Origin of the sequence: uncultured Roseobacter sp., assembly GCF_947495275.1 — a bacterium.
GTDB lineage: Bacteria > Pseudomonadota > Alphaproteobacteria > Rhodobacterales > Rhodobacteraceae > Roseobacter.
This window is the reverse complement of record NZ_CANLYL010000044.1, coordinates 1-1947: the sequence shown is the minus strand read 5'-3', so window position 1 is coordinate 1947 and position 1947 is coordinate 1. Positions and strand designations below refer to the sequence as shown.

At 60.6% G+C, this 1947-nt stretch carries 2 protein-coding genes; both read right to left on the bottom strand.

Annotation, left to right across the window (positions count from 1 at the left end):
- Positions 1-3: 3 nt before the first annotated feature.
- Entirely contained in the window at positions 4-810 is an 807-nt protein-coding gene (locus Q0802_RS24585) for an ABC transporter ATP-binding protein (RefSeq protein WP_298922645.1), read from the bottom strand.
- 108 nt (positions 811-918) lie between these two features.
- Positions 919-1920, bottom strand: a complete 1002-nt coding sequence (locus Q0802_RS24580) for an ABC transporter substrate-binding protein (protein WP_298922646.1) — start codon at positions 1918-1920, stop codon at positions 919-921.
- Positions 1921-1947 lie beyond the last annotated feature (27 nt).

The window sequence follows — 1947 nt, the reverse complement described above, 5'->3', positions numbered from 1 at the left end:
GGATCATGCCGCGTCCTCCTTACCGCCCATAATTTCTTCTTCCATGTCCCAGATCATGTTCAGGATCTCTTCGCGCTTGGGCCCGAAGTCATGGTGTTTTTTCACTTCCCGCAGATCGGCATCGACGCCAAGATCCGCAAAGGGCAGACGGTATTCCTTGTGAATGCGTCCGGGGCGCGGGGCCATCACGATCAGGCGCTCGCCCAAAAGCAACGCTTCTTCCACCGAGTGGGTGATCAGGATGATCGTCTTGCCGGTTTCTTTCCAGAGCTTCAGCACAAGGCTCTGCATCTTCTCGCGGGTCAGCGCGTCGAGCGCGCCCAGCGGTTCATCCATCAAGATCACATCCGGGTCATTGGCCAGACACCGCGCCAGCGCCACCCGCTGCTGCATCCCGCCCGACAGCTCATAGACGGCCTTTTCCTTGAAGTCCTGCAACCCCACAACATCCAGCAGGTGGTTGACGGTCTCGTCCTTGTCTTTCTTCGGCGTGCCCTTCATCGAAGGGCCAAAGCCCACGTTTTCGCGCACCGACATCCACTCGAACAGCGCGCCCTGCTGGAACACCATGCCGCGTTCGGCATCCGGCCCCGTGACCTTATGGCCATTCAGGATCAGCTCACCTGCCGTGGGGGCCAGAAACCCCGCCACGATGTTCAGCAATGTGGTTTTGCCGCAGCCCGAGGGGCCCAGCACGCTCAGAAGTTCACCCGCTTTCAGTTCAAGCGAGACATCCTGCAACGCCTGCACATGGTCGCCGCCCGGCAACTCGAAGCGCATGGATAAATTGTTAATCGATAATCCGGTCATGATATCCCCACCAGTTGTCCGCGCACCGCGGGTGGTCGGGCGGAGTTGGCCCCGCCTCTGATCCTTAATGAGAAACGGCGCGGGAGTGTCCCGCGCCGTTTTGTCGGTTTAGCTGCCGCCGGCTGCCGAGAGCGGGCCGATGTTCACGGCATCCTCATAGCTGTCGAGGGCTTTGTCGATGGAACCCGATTCAACGAAGACATCTGCAACACCCTTCATGAAGGTCGCCGCATTGCCGCCCAGCCAGGCTTCGGATAGCTGCTCTTCGACAGACGGGAATTCAAAGCCCGAAATCGAGGCGCGCGCCGCTTCCAAATCCATACCGGATTGCTCGGCGATCACCGCCAGCATCTCGTCGCTCTGGTTGGCCTTCCACTCGGCGTTTGCCGCAGCCGTCACCGCTGCGAACTTCGCAACGACATCACCGCTCTCGGCAATGTAGGAGGCCGGGGCCGAGGTCACGTCAAAGACCAGAATGCCAAGTTCCTGCTTTTCCGCACCGGTCAGAAGGATGTTGCCATATTCCCTCATCCGCGCGAGGCCACCACCCCACCCGCAGGCAAAATCAACCGCGCCCTGGCTCAGGGCAGCCGCTCCTTCTGGCGGTGCCATGTCTACGATCTGCAGCGACGCCAGGTCTACGCCAAAATGATCCATCTGGCGCAGGAAGCCATAATGCGCGGCTGTCCCCAGCGGCACAGCCACCTTCTTGCCCGCCAACTCGCCCGCGCTGTCCTTGTCAATCTCCAGCGATGCAGCCACGACACAGTTGTCGTTTTCCGAATAGGAGACCGCCACATCCACGATCTGGATGTCCTGGCCGCCCGAGGTTGCCACAACGAAAGGCGGCACACCCTGGCTGACGGAGATTTGCACATCGCCCGATGCCATCGCCGCCGACATCGCCGTGCCGGTCTCGAAGGACACCCAGTTCACCTTCATCCCGAGTGCCTCATCATAGGCGCCCGAGGCTTTCGCCGCGAGGAACGGCATCGGCCATTCCAGAAAATAGCCCACAGTGATCTCACCGTGGCCATCCGCCAGCGCCGCCTGACCGGTCAGCGCCATTACCGCACCCGCAACAAAGGCGCATGTTGTCTTCTTGATCATCTCATTCTCCCGTTGATCACATCCCGT

Coding starts and splice junctions, on each gene's coding strand:
- Q0802_RS24585 (WP_298922645.1), bottom strand. CDS start 810: ATGACCGGATTATCGATTAACAATTTATCCATGCGCTTCGAGTTGCCG.
- Q0802_RS24580 (WP_298922646.1), bottom strand. CDS start 1,920: ATGATCAAGAAGACAACATGCGCCTTTGTTGCGGGTGCGGTAATGGCG.